We start from the raw sequence: 19696 nt of genomic DNA on the forward strand, positions 1-19696 counted from the left end.
GGAGAGAGATGAGCGGACCTCAGGGATCTGATCCGACGCAGCCGTGGCCCGGTCAGCAGCCGGAGTCCGGGCAGGACCAGCCGTCGAGTGACCCGTCGGCCAACCAGCCGTGGCAACCGCCGACCTCCGGGGGCGACCAGCCCACCACCGCGGCGCCCGCGTGGCAGCCTCCGGCCTACGACCCGCAACAGCAGCAGTACCCGCAATATCAGCAGCCTGCCCCAGGTTCTCAGCAGCCGGCCTATCAGCCGCCGCAGCAGTATCCGCCGACCGAGCAATACGGCCAGCAGCAGCCCACCGAGTACAACCCCTCGGCCTACCCGCCGCCCGGGCAGTATGGGCAGCCTGGTCAGTACGGCCAGCAGTATGGGCAGCAGCCGCCTGCCCAGTACGGACAGCAGCCAGGGCAGTACGGACAGCAGCCGGGCCAATACGGGCAGTACCCGCAGTACAGCGCGCCGGGGACCGAAGAGGGCTCCAAGCGCTCGCTTGCGGTTATCGGCGGCATCCTCGGTCTGCTGGCGGCGATCATCGTGGCGGTGGTCGTGGCAATCGGCTTCTTCGTGGGTCCCCGTTGGTTTGTCACCACCAAGCTGGACATTGACGCCGCGCAGACCGGGGTGCAGCAGATCCTGACCGATGAGGCCAACGGCTACGGCGCCAAGAACGTCAAGGACGTCAAGTGCAACGACGGCCAGAGCCCGACGGTGAAGAAGGGTGAGACCTTCGACTGCGAGGTCAGCATCGACGGCACCAAGCGCCAGGTGACGGTGACGTTCCAGGACGACGACGGCACCTACGAGGTCGGCAGGCCCAAGTAGGCGCTAGCTCGCAGGCAGCGCGTCGAGCGCCTTTTGCAGCCGTCCGATCGAGGACGTCACACCGTAGGTTTCGGCCAGTTTGACCACCTTGCGCGGATGCTCGGCCACCAACGGCAGCGTGTCCGACGGCGTGGACAGCGTGACTGGCGCATCGGTCGCGACCGCAACGACCGGCCGGGCCGCCTCGATGTAATCGGCGGCCGACAGCAGTTTGGTCCGATACGCCTTGGACATCTTTGATTGGGGATCGTTGGCGGCGGCCAATATCCGGTCCAGCGAGCCGTGCTGCGCCAGCAGCGTCGCCGCTGTCTTCTCCCCGACGCCGGGGACGCCGGGCAGCCCGTCTGAGGGGTCGCCGCGCATCAACGCCAGCTCGGCGTAGGCCGGTCCGGCGCGGTCGATGGGTACGCGGTAGATGTCGGCCACTTCCGCCGGGCCGTACAGCGTGGCCTTGGCCAGCCCGCGGCCCAGGTACAACACCCGGACCTTGACCGGGTCGTCGGACACCAGTTGCAGCAGATCGCGGTCGCCGCTGACCACCACGACAGGGTCGCGGCGCTCCTTGAAGGCAAGCGTGCCGAGCACGTCGTCGGCCTCGTAACCGGGCGCCCCGGCAGTGGGAATGCCGAACGCGTCGAGCATCTCCATGATCATGTCGACCTGAGGGGTGAGCTCGTCGGGCACCTCTTCGATGTCGGGCTGACCCGCGGGTTCTGGCACCGCGACCCGGTGAGCCTTGTAGGACGGGATGAGGTCCACCCGCCACTGCGGCCGCCAGTCGTCGTCGCGGCACACCACCAGGCGTGCCGGCCGTTCCCGGGCGATCAGCGTGGCCACCGCGTCCAGAAACCCGCGCAGCGCATTGACCGGCCGTCCGTCGGGCGCGGTGATCGACGAAGGCACCCCGAAGTACGAGCGAAACCACATGCTGGCACCGTCGAGAAGCATCAGGGGAGCGGCCATGCCCGCCATCCTGCCAGGGCCCTCGCGGCGATCACGGGTTGTCGATCGAGCCCGCGGGTATTCCACCCGCATGCCGCAGGTTCAAGCGTTCGCCACCGTGCATCGCAGCGCCGATTCGATGTGGAGCGAACTCGGCTCGTTCCAGGGCCTCGCACGCTGGCACCCGATGGTCGAGTCGACCCAGGGCGAGGGCGAGCAGCCGCGCGCCACTCGCTCGGTGCGGACCCGCAACGGCGTGACATGGGTTGAGCGCCTCCTCGAGGTAGATCCCGAGCAGCGCCTGTACCGGTATGAGGTGACCTCTGACGACATGCCGGTCACCGGGTTTCGCGGCGAGCTCCGCATTCGCGAGGACGGGTCGTCCAAGTGCACCGTCGTCTGGACCGCACAGTTCACGGTCACCTCCGGTGACGAAAAGACGGTCAGCGACACGGTGCGCGAGTTCTTCCGGGCCGGCGTCCGCAGCATCGAAGATCGACACGCGTCGCGGCCGGCGACCGCGTTGCGCCGGCGCGTGCGTTTGCTGCAGCGGCGCTAGGGCTCGTTGCAGCGGTAGCCTCAGCGCGTGGCTCTTGTTGTCGATCGCATCGACCACGTGGTGCTCAACTGTCGCGACGTCGACGCCACAACAGAGTGGTACGTGCGAGTGCTCGGCATGCGACGTGAGGTCTTCGGCGAGGGCCGCGTGGCGCTGGTGTTCGGAAACCAGAAGCTCAACGTGCGGCCCACCGGCGCGCCCAACTGGGAGACCGGGGCGGTCGACGCGCCCGGCTCACTTGACCTGTGCTTCATCGCCAGCGCCAGCCCCGGCGAGGTGGGCGCACACCTGCGGGCCTGCGGAGTGAAGATCACCGCAGGACCCGTTCCGAAGACCGGCGCGCTTGGCCCGATGATCTCGCATTATTGCCGCGATCCCGACGGCAATCTGATCGAGGTCGCCAGCTATTCGACCCCCGATTAGCCTGATTCCCATGACGGCCGGTCGATTCAGCACTGATGTGTACGCGCAGCGACTTTCGTTGGCCTCGAGCGCCGCGGCCGACGCCGGCCTGGCAGGCCTGGTCATCACACCCGGCTACGACATGCGCTATCTCGTCGGGTCGCGCACGCAGACCTTCGAGCGGCTGACCGCGCTGGTGCTGCCGGCGTCCGGGCGGCCGACGGTTGTGGTGCCGCGCCTTGAGTTGGCATCGCTGAAGGAATCCGCCGTCACCGAACTAGGCCTGGCAGTACGTGATTGGGTCGACGGCGAAGATCCGTACCGACTGGTGGCCGACGTGCTTGGCAGTCCGGCCGCCACGGCTGTCACCGATTCGATGCCCGCGCTGCACCTGTTGCCGCTGGCCGACGTGCTGGGTGTGGTGCCGGTGCTGGCCACCGACGTGCTGCGCCGGATGCGGATGATCAAGGACGCCGCCGAAATCGACGCGCTCCGCAAGGCAGGCGCGGCGATCGACCGCGTGCATGCTCGGGTGCCGGAATTCCTGGTGCCAGGCCGCACCGAGGCGGACGTCGCGGCCGATATCGCCGAAGCCATTGTCGCCGAAGGGCATTCGGAAGTGGCGTTCATCATCGTCGGGTCAGGGCCGCACGGCGCCGACCCGCATCACGAGTGTTCGGACCGCGAACTGCGAGCCGGCGATGTCGTCGTCGTGGACATCGGCGGGCCGTATGAACCCGGCTACAACTCCGACTCCACCCGCACCTACAGCATCGGCGAGCCGAGCCCCGACGTCGCGCGCCGGTACGCGGTGCTGCAGCGCGCTCAGCAAGCCGCCGTAGAAGCGGTGCGGCCAGGGGTCACTGCCGAGCAGGTGGACGCGGTGGCGCGCGACGTGCTGGCGGCCGAAGGACTCGCGGAGGCGTTCGTGCACCGCACGGGTCACGGCATCGGGCTTTCAGTCCATGAGGAGCCCTACATCGTCGCCGGAAACGATCTGCCGCTGCAGGAGGGCATGGCGTTCTCCGTTGAGCCGGGCATCTATTTCCCCGGCCAGTGGGGTGCGCGCATCGAGGACATCGTCATCGTCACCGCTGACGGTGCGCTCCCGGTCAACAACCGCCCGCACGAACTGGTCGTGGTGCCAGCAGGCCCGGCCCCTTCGGGCTAGTCCTCGGCGCGGTCCAGCAGGTCCGAGGAGCCGAGCACCCGCTCCACCCGCACCTCGATCACCACGCGGCGAGGATTGACCCGCGGCGTGCGATAGCGCTGGGCATAGCGCAGTTCAGCGTCGCGCACCGCCTCGGCGTCGGTGTTGACGGTGGCCTTGCCCTCCAACGATAGCCACCGAGCGCCGTCGACCTGGCTGAGCACGGCGACGCCCTGGTCATCGGCGTTCACGGCCTTCTGCGATCCGCCCGTGGTGATGACGCGCGCGATGTGGGTCTTCGGGTCGAAGGTGAAACCCACCGCGACCACGTGCGGCGAATTGTCCGAGCGCAGCGTCGTCAACATCGCCAGGTGCCGTTCGGTGAGAAACGCCAACGCGTCGTTGGTGAGCCGGGTAGTTGCCTTCGCCATCGGCATCCAACGTAGCGCAGGCAATAATCACAGCCGTGAAGGACACGGATGCCGGTCTCGTGGTGATATTCGGCGGGCGCAGCGAAATCGGGGTCGAGCTGGCCGCCCGGCTCGGCCCTGGCGCGACCGTGTTACTCGCGGCCCGTCGCGCCGACGAACTCGATGAGCAGGTCGCTGCGGTGCGGGCGGCCGGCGCGCGGGCAGTTCACGTGCGCGAATTCGACGCCGACGACCTCGAATCGCACGGCCCGCTGGTCGAGTCGATCGTGGCCGAGCACGGACCGATCGGCACCGCGGTGCTGGCCTTCGGAATCCTCGGCGACCAGGCCCTTGCGGAGAAGGAACCGGCCCACGCGGTCGCGATCGTCCACACCGACTTCGTCGCGCAGGTCAGCTTGCTGACCGTGCTTGCGGAGACGATGCGGGTCGCCGGGCGTGGAACCATCGTGACGTTCTCGTCGATCGCCGGTGCTCGGGTCCGTCGCGCCAACTATGTGTACGGATCCGCCAAGGCGGGGCTCGACGGATTCTGCAGCGGACTTGCCGACGCCCTGCACGGGTCGGGGGTGCGACTGCTCGTCATGCGGCCGGGATTCGTGATCGGGCGGATGACCGAAGGGATGGCTCCGGCGCCGTTCTCTCGGTCAGCGCCGCAGGTCGCCGACGCGACCGTGCGGGCATTGAACGGACGGCGGAGCAGTGTCTGGTTTCCGTGGCAGGTTGGCGCGCTTGCGGTCGTGATGCGGTTGCTGCCGCAATTCGTCTGGCGTAGGTTGCCGCGGTGATGAGCGCTTGCGCGAAGAACGGACAGCCATGATCGTCGTCGTGGGAATCGGCGCCGACGGCATGGCCGGTCTGGCGCAACCGTCGCGGGCCGAATTGGCCAGGGCCACCGTGGTTTACGGGTCGCGCCGACAACTCGATCTGCTCGACGAGACGGTGCGCGCGCCGCGTCGCGAATGGCCGTCTCCGATGCTGCCCGCCCTGCGGACCCTGCTCGACGGCGCCGACGCTGACGTGCACGTCGTGGCCAGCGGTGACCCGCTGCTGCATGGGATCGGCAACACGCTCATCCGGCTGTATGGGGCCAATCGTGTCGCAGTGCTGCCGCATGTGTCGTCGGTGACGCTCGCATGTTCCCGGGTCGGTTGGGCGGTGCAGGACACCGAGGTGATCAGCCTGGTCACCGCGCCGCCGCACACCGCGGTGCGGCGCGGTGGGCACGCCGTGGTGATGTCGCGCGACGGCGCGAGCCCGGCCACCCTGGCGCGGCTGCTGACCGAAACCGGACGCGGCGACTCCGAGATAACGGTGCTCGAGCAGCTCGGCGGGCCGGGGGAGCGGCGCCGTTCGGCCACCGCCCGCGAATGGGCAGTCCGGCCGCCAAGCGACGTCGACGACCTCAACGTGGTCGCGGTGCGCTACCTGCCGGACGAGCGCGTGCTGCAGGTCCTGCCCGACGACTCGTTCGCCCACGACGGCCAGATCACCAAACAATCGATGAGGGCGGTCACCTTGGCTGCGCTCGCACCACGGCCCGGCGAACTGTTGTGGGACGTCGGTGCGGGATCGGGCAGCATCGCGATCGAGTGGTGCCGCAGCGGTTCAGGCTGTGCGGCCGTGGCATTCGAACGCGACGAGCAGCGCCGAAAGCGGATAACCGCCAACGCGGTGGCGTTCGGCGTTGGGGTCGACGTGCGCGGCGAGGCACCTGCCGCTCTCGCAGGCGCGCCTGCGCCGTCGGCGATCTTCGTCGGTGGTGGACTGACCCAGCAGGGCCTGCTGGATACCTGCTTCGAGAGCCTTCCCGGCGGCGGCCGGTTGGTGGTCAACGCCGTCACGGTGGAATCCGAAGGTATTCTCGCCCAATGGTATTCCCGTATCGGTGGCGAACTACGGCGGTTCCAGCACTACCGCGGTGAGCCCGTCGGCGGCTTCACCGGTTGGCGGCCCGCGCTGCCCGTCACGCAATGGTCGGTGACCAAGCCATGACCGTCTACTTCATCGGGGCCGGGCCGGGGGCCGCCGACCTGATCACCGTGCGAGGCCAGCGGTTGTTGAGCCGCTGCCCGGTCTGCCTGTATGCCGGCTCGATCATGCCCGACGACCTGCTGGCACTGTGCCCGCCGGACGCCCGTGTCATCGACACCGGACCGCTGACGCTAGACCAGATCATCGCCGAACTCGCCGACGCGCACGCGGCAGACCTCGACGTGGCCCGGCTGCACTCCGGTGACCCGTCGATCTACAGCGCCTTGGCCGAGCAATGCCGGCGGCTCGATGCTCTGGACGTCGACTACGAAATCGTACCCGGCGTACCGGCTTTCGCCGCCGCAGCCGCCGTGCTGGGTCGTGAGCTCACCGTCCCCGGCGTGGCACAGACGGTGACGCTGACGCGGGTGGCGACGCTGTCCACCGCGATGCCGGAGGGCGAGGACCTTGCCACGTTGTCCGCGCCGGGTTCGACACTGGTGCTGCACCTGGCCGCCGCCCAGATCGATGCGATAGTCCCTGAGTTGCTTGCCGGTGGGTATACGCCCGAAACGCCTTGCGCTGTGGTGGCATTCGCCAGCTGGCCGCAGGAGATCGTGGTGCGATGTGCGCTGGCCGACCTCGCAGAGCAGGTGCACGCTGCCGGGGTGAGCCGTACCGCCGTCATCTTCGTCGGCGATGTGCTTGCCGCTGAAGGCTTTTCCGACAGCTACCTCTACTCTGCGGGACGCAGCCGCGGCGGACGTCACTGATGCGGGTGCTGCTGCTCGGGGGTACGTCTGAGGCCCGGGCACTCGCCGCGCAACTGCACCCGGACGTCGACGTGATCAGCTCGCTGGCCGGGCGGGTGCCCGATCCTGCGCTGCCTGTCGGCGAGGTACGGATCGGCGGGTTCGGCGGTGTGCAGGGACTACGCCGCTGGCTCATGGATGCACGAGTGGACGCGGTCGTGGATGCCACGCACCCGTACGCCGCGACCATCACGGGCAACGCCGCCGCGGTATGCGCCGAACTCGCTGTGCCGCACCTGGTGGTGGCCCGCCCGGCATGGCCGACAGGTGATGCGATCGTGGTGGGTTCTGATGCCGAGGCGGCGAAGACCGTGGCGGCGCAGGGATATTCGCGGGTGTTTCTGACCACGGGTCGGTCCGGCATCGCGGCCTTCGCGGACGTCGACGCCTGGTTTCTGATCCGCGCCGTCACAGCGCCGGAGGAACAGGTGCTGCCGCGGCGCCATCAGGTGATTATGTCGCGGGGTCCGTACCGCTACGACGACGAGTTGGCGCTTCTGCGCGAACACCGCATCGATGCGCTGGTGACCAAGAACAGCGGTGGCGCGATGACCCGGCCGAAGCTGGATGCCGCTGCGGCACTACAGGTTGCGGTGGTGATGGTCGACCGCCCTCCGCTACCAGCGGGAGTGACGACAGTAAGCACCGTCGACGACGCCGCGGCCTGGGTCAGATCGACTGGTAGCTGCTGATCAGGTCCAGCGTGCCAAGCTCGCGCACGGCTCGGCAGCCGCGGCTGAGCATGATCAGGATCATCTCGTCGCCGCGCTCGGTGGAGGAAGCGAAAGCTAGTCCAAGCGCCGTGATCAGCGGTGCCTGCACCACACCGAGCCGGTAGTCGCGCCAGCAGGTGTCGAAATCGTAATCCGTTACGGCATAGCCCGAGAGCGCCCGATGGTAGTCGGCGACCAGGTCCTTCTCAATCTGCGATCGCACCTCGGGGTCAAGACTCGTAGCGGTGAAATAGGCGAGATCTCGTGCGGGCAGCCCAACGCCCATGGTCTGCCAGTCGACTACGGTGACGCGAGTCCGATCGGGATCGAACAACATATTGTCGAGCCGATAGTCACCGTGCATCAGTGCGAACCGGTGCGGTTCGGCCAATAGCCATGGCGTCACCAAACCCATTGACGTGGTGAGTGTTTCCTGGTCTTCGTCGGTGATTCCTGCGCCGAGCCGCTCGATGACGATGTCGGCGGCCATCCGGGAGACGTCCCCGAGACCCTTTGCCGCGGCTTCGTCGCCCGGTTTGGGCATGGAGATGGCAGACAATTCCAGCCAGGCCGGGTCGCACCAGCTGGGGCCGTGCAATCCTGCCAGCGCCTCGACCGCCAGGCGGGCTTCGTCCCCGGTGCATCCTGCGATCTGGTCACCCTGGACCGCGGGTGCCATGTCGGCGAGCAGGAGAGCGAAATCGCCGCCGTCGTCGGTGATGTCGCTATGGAAGCAGCGCGGCACAGGGATCTCTACGTGATCCGCGACGTCGGTGTAGAACTCGACCTCCGACCGGTACCCGAGGGCGACCCGCTCGCGGACGGCGTCGTCCTGTGCGGGCAGCTTGATCGCGAAAGAGCCCGGCAGGCCGGAGTCCGTGGCATACGTCGCCGACACCCGATACGTGGCGCCGGTCTGCCCGGTGCCGATAGGCGTGACACCGACGTCACGGACGTCTGCCGCCAAAACGGCGGACAGCCAAGCCGGCGTTACATCTGAGGGCTTCCGTGGAATGTCGGTCACGCCGCGCAGACTAACTCACGACGGGTAGCGACGAGGCGTGAAGACCCGGTCGTCATACCACTGCGTCTGCGACGACCCGATGATGAGCAGGCAGCGCATGTCAACCTCGGCCGGCTCCAGATCCGCCAGCCGGACCACCTTCACCTCTTCGCGCGGGCCGGACACATCACGGCCGATCACCACGGGGGTGCCGGGGTCGCGATGCTCCAGCAGAAGATCGCGCATCGCACCGACCTGCCATGTGCGGCTCTTCGACGCCGGGTTGTAGATCGCCAGCACAAGATCGGCTTTGGCGGCGGCGGTGAGCCGCTCGGCGATGACGTCCCACGGTTTGAGCCTGTCTGACAGCGAGATGACGGCGTAGTCGTGGCCAAGCGGTGCGCCGACCCGGCTGGCGACGGCCTGTGCCGCCGTCATCGCCGGAATGACGCGCACCTGCACGCCCGGCCATTGCTTGGCCTCCTCCAGCACCGCGGTCGCCATCGCGAACACACCCGGGTCGCCGGAGGACACCACCGCAACGGCGCGGCCCTGCTCGGCAAGCGTGCAGGCCAGCCGGGCACGCGCAGGCTCGTCGGTGTTGTCGCTGGGATGACGGCGTTGGCCGTCCTTGGATCCGACGCGGTCCAGGTAGGGGCCATAGCCGATGAGGTCGGTGGCCGCCGCAAGTTCGCGGCGGCTCTGCGGCGTCACCCAGTCGGTGTCACCAGGGCCGAGTCCCACCACGGCGACGCTGCCGGTGCCCGGTGGTCGGCGGGCGCCCCCTGGCAGCATCGCCAGCGAGAAGTACGGCACCGAGGCGTCGTCGACCTCACCCGCGGGCAGTACCCGCTGGTTGGCCGTGCTGGCCCGCTCCACATAGAACGCATCATCGAGCCGCCCGGTTGACGAAAGTGCTTCGCGCACAGCGGGATAGGACCGTCCAAGTTTGAGCACCACCGCGGCGTCGGTGTCGGCGAGCCTGCGCTTCAACTCGTCGACCGGCAGCGTGCCTGGCAGGATCGTCAACACCTCGTCGCCCTGCACCAGGGGAGTCCCGGTCGCCGCGGAAGCCGCGCTCACCGACGTAACCCCCGGAACGATCACCGCATCGAAGCGTTGCGTCAACCGCGTGTGCATGTGCATGTACGAGCTGTAGAACAGCGGATCACCCTCGGCGAGCAGAGCGACGTTGCGGCCGGCATCCAGGTGGGCGGCGATGCGCTCCGCCGACTCGCGGTAGAAGTCCTCGATCGCGCCCGCGTACCCACCGGGGTGGTCGGTGGTCTCGGTCGTGACGGGGTAGACCAGGTGCTCTTCGATCTGACCTTCGCGCAGGTAGGGCTCGGCGATGCCGCGCGCGATGCTCCTGCCGTGGCGGGCGCTGTGGTAGGTAACGACGTCGGCCTCGGCAATCAACCTGGCCGCCTTCACGGTCACCAGTTCCGGGTCGCCGGGTCCCAGCCCGACGCCCCACAGCGTGCCCCTGGTGCTCACTCGGTCTCACTAGCGATGGCGTTGACGGCGGCGGCGGCCATCGCGCTGCCCCCGCGGCGGCCCTGAACAACCAGATACGACATGCCGCGTGGCCGGTCGATCAGCTCTTGTTTGGACTGCGCCGAACCGACAAAACCGACCGGCCCGCCCAGCACCGCCGCGGGGGTGGGGGCGCCGTCGTCGATGAGCTCGAGTAGCCGGAACAATGCCGTCGGTGCGTTGCCGATCGCCAGCACCGCGCCGCCGAGCCGGTCGGCCCACAGGTCCACCGCGGCCGCTGACCGGGTGCTCCCGAGGCGGGACGCGAGGTCGGCCGCTCTTTTGTCGGCGACCAACGACACCACCTCGTTACCCGCAGGGAGGCGCGACTTGGTGATGCCAGCGGCCACCATCGACGAATCGCACAACACCGGGGCGCCGGCAGCCAGCGCGGCATGGGTTTTCGCGACGACGTCCTCGCTATAGGCCACATGCTCGGCGACGTCGACCTGCCCGCAGGTGTGGATCAGCCGCACAACCACGCGCGCGACATCGTCGGGGAAGCGCGACAGGTCCGCTTCGGCGCGGATAGTCGCGAACGACTGCCGATAGATCTCGGCGGCGTCGCGGATGTAGTCGAGCACCCGCTCACACTAGCTTCGAGACGTGCGCGGCCTATATCCGTCTCCGGTTGCCACCAGCACGTCACCCACAGGCGGACTGCCGCAGGCCCGTTCACAGCCGACGAAGTGACGATGCCCGCTCGACGGCTCGTCGACCGCCGCCGCGGCGTCGGCACGCACATCGGCGGCGGAGTGCTCGCAGCCAGGCCTGCCCGTGCAGGCGGTGACCGAAAGCCATGGGGAGGTCTCGTCGAACACCAGACCCATCGGCGCCAGCACCCGCAGGGCGGTGTCGGCGACGCCTTCGTCGAGGTCGAAGACGAGCACCGAGCGCCACGGCGTGATCACGATCGGCGCATTGATCGCGGCGAGGTACTCCGCCACGCGGGCCTGCAGCACACCCAGCGGGACGGCAGCGCCCAGCGCAACGTGGCCGTCATCCTGCGGTATCCAGCCGACCGGGGGCCAGGTGACCGGCTGCCACGTCGCACCAGCCTCAGCTGTGGGCTCGAAGCCGTCAAGCAGACGCCGTGGGTCCTCCAGTTCGGCTATGCGCCAGGCCTTTCCGTGGCTGTCGGCAAATCGAACGGCGATCCTCAAGAGCGCGGGCACCGTATCGGACATTGCGAGTCGAACGCCGGTGTCACGGCCGGCCAGCAGCAACGCGGTCGACTCGCCGACGATGTGCGCGCCGACGTCGGCGCCCAATCCCGAGATGTCCGCGCGGCCGTCGTCGATGCCGAACAAGAATCGACCGGGTAAGCCCGCAAGTCCGGGTTCGGCCCGGATCGCGTCATCCAGTTCGGTGACCATGGCGCGGGTATCAGCAGTTCCCCCGGATCGCCCCGACAGCGGTGACGCGACGATGTTGCGGACCCGCTCATGGGTCTGCGACGGGAGAAGGCCGACGCCGGCGATCACGTCGGCGATCTTCGCCGTGTCGGTGACCGCGCGGATCTGGATGTTGCCGCGCGAGGTGAGTTCCATCGCAGGCGAACCCCAGTCATTCGCCGCGTGCGCCAGCGCCTCAAGCTGATGCGGGCTGATCATCCCGCCCGGCAGGCGCACCCGCACCAGTGCGCCATCGGCCGCCCGGTGCACCTGCAATGCACCTGGGCAGGCGTCCTGGTCGCGCATTCTGGCCACCTGACCACGGTACGACCACGTTGCTGGACGCACTCATTTGGCTCGATACGGGGCACCCTTCCCGCGGCCGGCGATTGCGCTACCTGATCGCGGCACATTCGCAGCTCAGCGCCCGATGATGCCGCCGGCTACCCGCCCCGCAACGTCCCGACAATTTGCTTCACCCTCAGGTTCGAGTGAGTTCGCCGGCGAAAATAGGTAGTTCACCACTCGTGAGCATTGGTAATTATCGGACGAAAGTTTCCCTCATCGAATGGCCGGGTCCTCCGGCGGCAAAGTTGAAAACGCAAGGGGAGAAACAGAAATGTCTGAATTACTCGCACCATTTGGCGCACCGCAGGAAATCGCCGACGAACCGTCGGTCGATTCACCGGCTGTCCCCACGTCGGTCTTGATCACCGAACAAGAGGTCATGTTCGCGACCGCCGCGGCCGTGCCGCTGCAGCCCGCGAAGGCCGGCCGACGGTGGACGGACGTCATCGGCGCAGTGCGGGCGATGTTCGTCTCGTCAACCGACCAACCGCGCGAGCGGCGTCACTACCCACCGCGCAATGACTATCTCGAAAGCTCGCGCATGTCGCGAGAAATGCACCGCCTGTAGCGGGCACCCAAAGAAGGCACACGGGGGAGCTATCGAAATGACTGAATTATCAACAACATTTGAGCAGAAGCCTGACACGGAAGTCGCCCCAGCGGCAGTCCCGGTCGCGGCGAAGCCGGCCGAAGCGCCGACGCTGATCACCGAGCAGCAGGTGCTGTTCAGCACGGCGGCGGCCGTGGCGCTACCGCGGCCTAAGGCTCGGCGAGGAGTGCTCGGCTGGCTCATGAATGCGGCGGCACCGCCTGCACCACGGCAGGAGCCCAAGCGGTACGTGTGGCTGGAGAACGCGCTGATGTCGCGGGAGATGGACCGGTTGTAATCAGCTCGCCAGTGGAACGGGGCTGGCCACGTCTGAGTACTGCGATGCGTCGCCAACAACAACACGGCTGTGCTCGCCGTAGATGTCGACGGGGATGTCCCCGGCCAGTGTCACCCGGTTCAGCCGGCGGTACTGGTCGTCGTAATCGGCGACGGCGTAGTGCTGGGTGGCCCGGTTGTCCCAGATGGCCAGGTCGCCTGGCTGCCAATTCCAGCGAATGGTGTTCTCCAGTTTGGTGACTCGGGACTGCAGCAGGCTGAACAACGTCGCCGACTCCGCCGAGCTGAGGCCGACGAACTGCTTGACGAAATGTCCAAGCAGCAGCACTCGCTTGCCGGTTTCGGGATGCACCCGCACCACCGGATGTTCGGTTTCGTAGTAGTCCCTGACGAATTCCTCGCGATACTCACGCACGGTGTCGGTCAGATCCTCATGCCGACCGTCAAAGCGTGCGGCGTAGTCGTAGGTGTTCGTGTGCACCGCCCACAGGTTCTCGGTGAGCGCGCGCAGGGGAGCGGGCAACTGCTCGTAGGCCGCCTCGGTCGACGCCCACGTGGTGGTGCCGCCGTAGCTGGGCAACGTAACCGCCCGCAGCAGAGACGCTTTCGGGACGCGGTCGACGAACGTGACGTCGGTGTGCCAGCTGTTGGCCTTGTCGTAGCGCGAGTCAATCGGCAGCACGGAAGCACCGCGAGACAGTGTCGGATGGGCGGTCGTCGGTGTGCCGAGCTTGCCTGCGAATGCGAGCTGGCCGTCGTCATCCAGATCATGCTGGTTGCGAAAGAAAATGACCTTGTGTTCCAGCAGCGCACTGTTTATTGCCGAGACGGTCTCGCCATCTACCCCCGATGCCAGGTCCACACCGTCAATTCGGGCGCCGATGTGAGCGCCGAGTTTCACTACGTCAATGTTTTCAGCCACTCGCGAATGATCAGGTATTGAACTGATTCCGGACACCGTTTAAATAGCGGCGATTCAAAGCGAATGTGACGCCCGCCACAGTGCGGTACTCCGTGATCCGTCCCACACAAGTTCATCTTTTCGGGGCCGTTCAGCCGTACGTTCGCACTACTGCACTTGTGTGCAACAACCGGATGTCAGGAAGGAACGACGATGTTCACACTCATCGCATTCGGCGTGGTCGTACTACTTCTCATCGCGGCGCTGGGCCTGCCTTACCGGCAGACCTGGTATGGCCGCTGGAGCCGCTCCGACTGAGCCGTCAGCCCAGGCTCGGCCGGTAGGTACCGAAGCTCCACACGTTGCCGTGCGGATCTCGCGCGGCGAACTCCCGCGAGCCGTAGTCCTGGTCGGTCAGGCCCATGATGATCTCGGCCCCCGCCGCGGCCGCACGGTCGTAAAGGGCATCGGGGTCGTCGACCACGACGTACACCACCACCGGCCCCGGCAGTGCGAACGGACTGTCGGTGCGGTCCGCGTCGTCGACCATCACCAGGCCGGTACCGACCTTGACTTCGGCATGCTTCAAAGGCTGGTCGGGTTCGGGAGGGACGACCAGGGTCGCGACGGCCCCGAAGGTCCGCTCGAGCCAGCCGATCGCTTCGCGCGGATTGGAAAAGGGCACGATCGGCACCGCTCCGTTAATGGTCAGTGATTCGGTCATAGGCCCAACGCTAGGCGAGCTGTGCGGCGTCGTCTTGGACGAAATTTACGGTGCTCGCTCGTAGCTCGGTGGGCGTGATGCCGGCCAGTTCGCGCACCTCGCGGGCGAGGTGGGCCTGGTCGAAGTACCTGCACGCGGTTGCGGCGGCGGCCCAGTCGATGGCCGGGGCGGCGCTCACGTGCGCGGACAGTCGCTCGAACCGCACAATCCGCGCCACTAGTTTCGGCGGCAATCCCACCGTGTCGCGATAACGCGCGATCAGCCGTCGATGGCTCCAGCCCAACTCGTGGGCGAGGTCGCTGATCGCCGTCGCTCCGCCGCTGGCCACGATTTGCCCGAGCGACCACGCGATAGCCGGGTCGGCGGGTGCAGCCTCAGCGAGCCGAGCCCGGAAAACCTTGTCCACCAACGCGAATCGCGAGGGCCAGTCGGGTGCCTCACCCACCCGTTGAACGAGGTCGCGCCCGAACCGGCCAAGCACGTCGTCGATCGGCACCGCTTGATTGGCCAGTTCGCTCATCGGCAGCCCGACCAGGCGCCGGGCGCCGAGCGCTGTCAGGTTGACCTGCAGGCAGCGCGCCGACCCGTCGTGCGCCACCAGCACCGGCCCGTCAGTGACGCCTGCGACGAAGGACCCGAGCCGCAACGGCGTGGTGTGCTGGCGGTGTGCGACTGCCCAGCCGGCGTCGAGGTCGATGATGATCGGCACGAATGTGCAGGGCAGCTCCCGGAACGTGACCGGTCCGGCCGCCCGTTCCTCGTATCCCTCATAGCGAAGCACCACGTCGCGCAGCGACGGATGCGGTGTGCCCGCCAAGAACGTCGCGCTCACCCGTCTCACGCTAGTCGGAGACCCGCATCGCGCGTGGGGTAGTAATGACGGGTGGCTCAGCCCTTCCGTCATCCGACTGCTTTACTCCTGTCGACGTCCGATACCGACCTGATCACCGCCCGTGCCAGCGGGGCGGCCTACCGGTGGGCGAACCCGTCGCGGCTCGTCGACGGCGAACTCGAGGAGCTGCTGGCCGGCGCCGACGTCGCCGTCGTCCGCATCCTTGGGGGGTACCGGGCCTGGCAGGACGGCATCGACACGGTCGTCGGCAGTGGTGTGCCGACCGTGGTGGTCAGCGGGGAGCAGTCGCCGGACGCCGAGCTGATGGGCCGTTCGACGACGCCCGCGGGCGTGGCGCTGCAGTCCCACATCTATCTGGCGCACGGCGGCACCGAGAATCTGGCCAACCTGCACGCGTTCCTCTGCGACACGGTGCTGATGACCGGCTTCGGATTCGCGCCCCCTGCGGCCACCCCGAGTTGGGGTGTCCTCGAGCGGCCGTCGGCCAATGATGACGGCCCGACGATTGCGGTGCTGTACTACCGCGCCCAGCACCTGGCTGGAAACACCGCGTACGTCGAGGCGCTGTGCCGCGCCATCGAGCATGCCGGGGGGCGGGCGCTGCCGGTGTACTGCGCCTCGCTGCGCACCGCCGACGCCGAGCTGCTGGACATGCTGGCGAGCGCCGACGCGATGATCACGACAGTGCTGGCCGCAGGCGGAGCCACGCCGGCCACCGTCAGCGCCGGTGGCAGCGACGACACCTGGAACGTCGCGCATTTGGCTGCCCTGGACATCCCTATCCTGCAGGGTTTGTGTCTGACGAGTTCACGCGCGCAGTGGCAAGACAACAACGACGGCATGTCCCCGTTGGATGTCGCCACCCAGGTCGCGGTGCCGGAGTTCGACGGCCGGATCATCACGGTTCCGTTCTCGTTCAAGGAGATTGACGACGAGGGCTTGATCTCCTATGTCGCCGATCCGGAGCGCTGCGCGCGCGTGGCGGGTCTGGCGGTGCGGCACGCCCGACTACGTGCGATCTCCTCCGCCGACAAGCGGGTCGCCCTGGTGTTCTCGGCGTACCCGACAAAACATGCCCGCATCGGCAACGCCGTCGGTCTGGACACTCCGGCCAGCGCGGTCGCGCTGCTGCGAGCCATGCGCAACGCCGGATACGCGATCGGTGACATTCCTGGCGTTGATGCCGAGGACGGCGACGCGTTGGTGCACGCGCTGATCGAGCGCGGCGGGCAGGACCGTGACTGGCTCACCGATGGGCAGCTCGCAGGAAATCCAATCCGGGTGTCGGCCAAGGACTATCGCACGTGGTTTGCGACCCTGCCTGACGAGTTGACCGGAGCCATCGTCGAGCATTGGGGCCCGCCCCCCGGTGAGCTGTTCGTCGACCGCAGCCGAGATCCCGACGGCGAGATCGTGATCGCCGCTTTGCAGGACGGCAACATCGTGCTGATCGTCCAGCCGCCAAGGGGTTTCGGTGAGAACCCCGTCGCCATCTATCACGACCCGGATCTGCCGCCCAGTCATCACTATCTCGCCGCATACCACTGGATAGACGCCAAGTTCGGCGCGGACGCGGTCGTGCACCTGGGCAAGCACGGAAACCTGGAGTGGTTGCCGGGCAAGACCCTTGGGATGTCCGCCGCGTGCGGCTCCGACGCGGCCCTTGGCAATCTGCCCCTGATCTATCCGTTTCTGGTCAACGATCCGGGGGAGGGCACGCAGGCCAAGCGCCGCGCGCATGCCACGCTGGTCGACCACCTCATCCCGCCGATGGCGCGCGCCGAAACCTACGGCGATATCGCGCGTCTCGAGCAACTGCTCGACGAGCACGCGTCGATTGCCGCGCTCGATCCTGGCAAGTTGCCTGCCGTGCGCCAGCAGATCTGGACACTGATGCGCGCGGCGAAGATGGACCACGACCTGGGTCTGGAGGAACGGCCCGAGGACGACTCGTTCGACGACATGCTGCTGCATGTCGACGGCTGGCTGTGTGAGATCAAGGACGCGCAGATCCGCGACGGACTGCATATCCTTGGCCAAAAGCCAACGGGCAGCGTCGAACTCGACTTGGTGCTGGCAATCCTGCGCGCGCGCCAGCTGTTCGGCGGCGACCAAACCGTCCCTGGTCTGCGCCAGGCGCTAGGCCTGGCCGAGGACGGCAGCGATGACCGCGCCGCCGTCGACGCCGCCGAGGCAGGAGCCCGCGAACTCGTAGCCGCGCTGCAGAAGACCGGATGGGACGCCAATGCCGTCGGCACGCTGACCGACAACCCAGACGTCGAACGGATTCTGCGGTTCGCGGCCACCGAGGTGGTGCCGCGACTGGCGGGCACATCCGCTGAAATCGATCAGATCCTGCGGGCGCTGGACGGCAGGTTCATCGAGGCAGGCCCGTCGGGATCGCCGTTGCGCGGCCTGGTCAACGTGCTGCCCACCGGACGCAACTTCTATTCCGTCGACCCAAAAGCAGTGCCATCCCGGCTCGCATGGGAAACCGGTGTGGCGATGGCGGATTCGCTGCTGGCCCGGTATCGCGAGGACTATGGCCGCTGGCCGGCCTCGGTCGGGTTGTCGGTGTGGGGCACCTCGGCGATGCGCACCTCCGGTGATGACATCGCCGAAGTCCTTGCGCTTCTGGGCGTTCGCCCCATCTGGGATGACGCGTCGCGACGCGTGGTGAGCCTGGAGGCCATTCCGCTTGCCGAGCTCGGCAGGCCGCGTATCGACGTCACCGTGCGCATCTCGGGCTTCTTCCGCGATGCCTTCCCGCACGTGGTGACGATGCTCGACGATGCTGTTGCGCTCGTCGCGGGCCTCGACGAGCCCGCGGAGGACAACTACATCCGCGCCCATTCGCAGGCTGACGTCGCTGAGCATGGTGATCAACGCCGTTCGACCACAAGAATTTTCGGCTCCAAGCCGGGCACTTATGGGGCGGGTTTGTTGCAGCTGATCGACAGCCGCAACTGGCGCGATAATGCCGACCTGGCGCAGGTGTACACCGCGTGGGGCGGCTTCGCCTACGGCCGCGGGCTCGACGGTGCACCTGCGGCCGACGATATGAGCCGGCAGTACCGCCGGATTGCGGTGGCGGCGAAGAACACCGACACCCGCGAACACGACATCGCCGACTCGGATGATTACTTCCAGTATCACGGCGGAATGATCGCCACGGTGCGGGCGCTCACCGGGGAGGCGCCTGCGGCCTACATCGGCGACAACACCCGGCCCGACGCCGTGCGGACCCGAACATTGTCCGAGGAAACCACTCGCGTTTTTCGGGCTCGCGTTGTCAACCCGCGCTGGATGACCGCGATGCGGCGGCACGGCTACAAGGGCGCGTTCGAGATGGCGGCGACCGTCGACTACCTGTTCGGCTACGACGCCACGGCAGGCGTGATGGCCGACTGGATGTACGAGCGGCTGTCGGCCGAGTACGTGCTCGACGACGAGAACCGCAAGTTCATGGCCGAGTCGAACCCATGGGCGTTACACGGGATGGCCGAGCGCCTGCTGGAGGCGGCAGGCCGTGGCATGTGGGCGCAACCGGAACAGGCCACGCTGGACGGGCTGCGCCAAGTTCTGCTGGAGACGGAAGGTGACCTCGAAGGCTAGGTCCGGCGGGCAGGAACGATGGGCCCACAGCACCGCTAGGGGATGACCGGGGAAGATAGATTGGATTTCGTGCCAGCTACCTTCGCCGACATCGCCAAGTCCGAGTACATCCTGTTGACCACGTTCACCAAGGACGGCCGGCCCAAGCCGACGGCCATCTGGGCCGCGCCCGACGGGGACCGATTGATCGTCATCACGCAAGAGACGTCGTGGAAGGTCAAGCGGATCCGCAACACTCCACGCGTGACTATCGCCACGTGCGACCGGCGCGGCAACCCCACCGGTGAGGCTGTCGAGGCCATCGCCGCGATTCTGGACAAGTCGGCGAACGGCGCGACGTACGACGCGATCGGCAAGCGGTACGGGGTGCTCGGCAAGACGTTCAACTTCTTCTCGAAACTGCGCGGCGGCATGAACAAGAACCTGACGATCGAACTGAAGGCGGTGTGAGCGTGGCTCCCGCATTCGACGAGATTGCCAAGGCGAAGTACATCCTGTTGACCACGTTCACCAAGGACGGCCGGCCGAAGCCCACCGCCATCTGGGCCGCGTCGGACGGTGATCGCCTGCTGGTGATGACCGAAGAAGACTCGTGGAAGGCCAAGCGGATCCGCAACACTCCGCGCGTCACACTG

Annotated in this window: 22 protein-coding genes; 13 read left to right on the top strand and 9 right to left on the bottom strand. The window is 67.4% G+C overall.

What is annotated here, in order from left to right:
* Positions 1-8 precede the first annotated feature (8 nt).
* Positions 9-821 (top strand): DUF4333 domain-containing protein, encoded by an 813-nt coding sequence (locus tag VFH65_RS19625; protein ID WP_353323704.1) that lies wholly within the window; start codon positions 9-11, stop codon positions 819-821.
* Positions 822-824: 3 nt separating this feature from the next.
* Here the strand turns inward: VFH65_RS19625 and VFH65_RS19630 are convergent, their stop codons facing one another.
* The gene (locus tag VFH65_RS19630; RefSeq protein ID WP_353323705.1) at positions 825-1784 is read right to left on the bottom strand and encodes a 5'-3' exonuclease; all 960 of its coding nucleotides are present in this window, start codon (positions 1782-1784) and stop codon (positions 825-827) included.
* 70 nt (positions 1785-1854) lie between these two features.
* On the opposite strand from VFH65_RS19630, the gene VFH65_RS19635 reads away from it, so the two are divergent.
* The 3 genes from VFH65_RS19635 to VFH65_RS19645 are packed head-to-tail and all read left to right on the top strand — an operon-like array spanning position 1855 to position 3895.
* Positions 1855-2322: an SRPBCC family protein gene (locus tag VFH65_RS19635; RefSeq protein WP_353323706.1), complete on the top strand. Its 468-nt coding sequence runs from the start codon at positions 1855-1857 to the stop codon at positions 2320-2322.
* A gap of 27 nt (positions 2323-2349) precedes the next feature.
* Positions 2350-2745, top strand: coding sequence for a VOC family protein (locus VFH65_RS19640; RefSeq protein WP_353323707.1), 396 nt, complete (start codon positions 2350-2352; stop codon positions 2743-2745).
* A 10-nt stretch (positions 2746-2755) separates the two neighbouring features.
* Entirely contained in the window at positions 2756-3895 is a 1140-nt protein-coding gene (locus tag VFH65_RS19645; protein WP_353323708.1) for a M24 family metallopeptidase, read from the top strand.
* Here VFH65_RS19645 and VFH65_RS19650 read toward each other — a convergent pair.
* On the bottom strand, positions 3892-4311 hold the full coding sequence (locus tag VFH65_RS19650) for a F420-dependent biliverdin reductase (protein WP_414688459.1): 420 nt from the start codon (positions 4309-4311) through the stop codon (positions 3892-3894). The two genes, VFH65_RS19645 and VFH65_RS19650, sit on opposite strands and share 4 nt — an antisense overlap.
* Before the next feature lie 29 nt (positions 4312-4340).
* On the opposite strand from VFH65_RS19650, the gene VFH65_RS19655 reads away from it, so the two are divergent.
* The 4 genes from VFH65_RS19655 to VFH65_RS19670 are packed head-to-tail and all read left to right on the top strand — an operon-like array spanning position 4341 to position 7780.
* Entirely contained in the window at positions 4341-5090 is a 750-nt protein-coding gene (locus tag VFH65_RS19655; protein WP_353323711.1) for an SDR family NAD(P)-dependent oxidoreductase, read from the top strand.
* A gap of 28 nt (positions 5091-5118) precedes the next feature.
* Positions 5119-6297, top strand: coding sequence for a precorrin-6y C5,15-methyltransferase (decarboxylating) subunit CbiE (gene cbiE, locus VFH65_RS19660; protein WP_353323712.1), 1179 nt, complete (start codon positions 5119-5121; stop codon positions 6295-6297).
* A complete protein-coding gene (gene cobM, locus VFH65_RS19665) occupies positions 6294-7049 on the top strand; it encodes a precorrin-4 C(11)-methyltransferase (RefSeq protein WP_353323713.1) in 756 nt (251 codons plus the stop codon). Before cbiE ends, cobM begins: the two co-directional genes overlap by 4 nt.
* Positions 7049-7780, top strand: coding sequence for a cobalt-precorrin-6A reductase (locus tag VFH65_RS19670; protein WP_353323714.1), 732 nt, complete (start codon positions 7049-7051; stop codon positions 7778-7780). The genes cobM and VFH65_RS19670 overlap by 1 nt, the downstream gene beginning before the upstream one ends.
* Here VFH65_RS19670 and VFH65_RS19675 read toward each other — a convergent pair.
* From VFH65_RS19675 to cobG, 4 genes are read right to left on the bottom strand one after another with little or no spacing between them, the layout of a single operon-like run.
* Complete coding sequence (locus VFH65_RS19675) at positions 7758-8825, bottom strand: phosphotransferase family protein (RefSeq protein WP_353323715.1); 1068 nt, start codon at positions 8823-8825, stop codon at positions 7758-7760. The two genes, VFH65_RS19670 and VFH65_RS19675, sit on opposite strands and share 23 nt — an antisense overlap.
* Before the next feature lie 15 nt (positions 8826-8840).
* A complete protein-coding gene (locus VFH65_RS19680; RefSeq protein ID WP_353323716.1) occupies positions 8841-10301 on the bottom strand; it encodes a precorrin-2 C(20)-methyltransferase in 1461 nt (486 codons plus the stop codon).
* Positions 10298-10924, bottom strand: coding sequence for a precorrin-8X methylmutase (locus VFH65_RS19685; protein WP_353323717.1), 627 nt, complete (start codon positions 10922-10924; stop codon positions 10298-10300). Before VFH65_RS19685 ends, VFH65_RS19680 begins: the two co-directional genes overlap by 4 nt.
* Before the next feature lie 9 nt (positions 10925-10933).
* Complete coding sequence (cobG, locus tag VFH65_RS19690; protein WP_353323718.1) at positions 10934-12049, bottom strand: precorrin-3B synthase; 1116 nt, start codon at positions 12047-12049, stop codon at positions 10934-10936.
* A gap of 304 nt (positions 12050-12353) precedes the next feature.
* Between cobG and VFH65_RS19695 the strand changes: the two genes are divergently transcribed.
* On the top strand, positions 12354-12650 hold the full coding sequence (locus VFH65_RS19695) for a hypothetical protein (protein WP_353323719.1): 297 nt from the start codon (positions 12354-12356) through the stop codon (positions 12648-12650).
* A 37-nt stretch (positions 12651-12687) separates the two neighbouring features.
* On the top strand, positions 12688-12969 hold the full coding sequence (locus tag VFH65_RS19700) for a hypothetical protein (RefSeq protein WP_353323720.1): 282 nt from the start codon (positions 12688-12690) through the stop codon (positions 12967-12969).
* On the opposite strand, the gene VFH65_RS19705 is transcribed toward VFH65_RS19700, so the two are convergent.
* The 3 genes from VFH65_RS19705 to VFH65_RS19715 form a co-directional block, all read right to left on the bottom strand.
* On the bottom strand, positions 12970-13890 hold the full coding sequence (locus VFH65_RS19705; RefSeq protein WP_353323722.1) for a TauD/TfdA dioxygenase family protein: 921 nt from the start codon (positions 13888-13890) through the stop codon (positions 12970-12972). It lies immediately after the preceding gene.
* A 301-nt stretch (positions 13891-14191) separates the two neighbouring features.
* On the bottom strand, positions 14192-14593 hold the full coding sequence (locus VFH65_RS19710) for a VOC family protein (protein ID WP_353323724.1): 402 nt from the start codon (positions 14591-14593) through the stop codon (positions 14192-14194).
* Between the two features lie 10 nt (positions 14594-14603).
* Complete coding sequence (locus VFH65_RS19715; protein WP_353323726.1) at positions 14604-15425, bottom strand: DUF6597 domain-containing transcriptional factor; 822 nt, start codon at positions 15423-15425, stop codon at positions 14604-14606.
* 51 nt (positions 15426-15476) lie between these two features.
* Here VFH65_RS19715 and cobN point away from each other — a divergent pair, with 51 nt between their 5' ends.
* The 3 genes from cobN to VFH65_RS19730 form a co-directional block, all read left to right on the top strand.
* Positions 15477-19061 carry a cobaltochelatase subunit CobN gene (cobN, locus tag VFH65_RS19720; protein WP_353323728.1) on the top strand — a complete coding sequence of 1195 codons (3585 nt, stop codon included), beginning with the start codon at positions 15477-15479 and terminating at the stop codon, positions 19059-19061.
* 69 nt (positions 19062-19130) lie between these two features.
* Positions 19131-19511, top strand: a complete 381-nt coding sequence (locus tag VFH65_RS19725; protein ID WP_353323729.1) for a PPOX class F420-dependent oxidoreductase — start codon at positions 19131-19133, stop codon at positions 19509-19511.
* Positions 19512-19513: 2 nt separating this feature from the next.
* Positions 19514-19696, top strand: a 183-nt coding sequence (locus tag VFH65_RS19730) for a PPOX class F420-dependent oxidoreductase (RefSeq protein ID WP_353323730.1), incomplete at its 3' end; no start/stop codon positions are given.

It is taken from the genome of Mycobacterium sp. (assembly GCF_035697385.1).
Classification (GTDB): Bacteria; Actinomycetota; Actinomycetes; order Mycobacteriales; family Mycobacteriaceae; genus Mycobacterium.